At 43.0% G+C, this 228-nt stretch carries 1 pseudogene; it reads right to left on the reverse strand.

What is annotated here, in order from left to right:
• Window positions 1-228: pseudogene (locus R2R70_RS23810) on the reverse strand (molybdopterin oxidoreductase family protein); the annotation flags it as partial.

The following is a 228-nucleotide window of genomic DNA, read 5'->3' on the forward strand; positions in this document are numbered from 1 at the left end:
GTTATTGGCATCGGGAACCGGAATGCGCAGCATGTGACCAAATAGATGCATGCTAATAATATGATGTGGCAGCTGGTCGATAGAAGTGGCAGAAAAACGACTGCGTGTCTTTAAACTGGTAAGCAGTTGTTTGATGGTCAACATACCGCCCATGTTATGTACGTTAGGATTACCTAGATAAACACCCAACGCATTTTGACCATACTTTTGCTGTATGGATTGAATACC

The sequence above is a fragment of the Cobetia sp. SIMBA_158 genome (assembly GCF_046566945.1).
GTDB lineage: Bacteria > Pseudomonadota > Gammaproteobacteria > Pseudomonadales > Halomonadaceae > Cobetia > Cobetia amphilecti.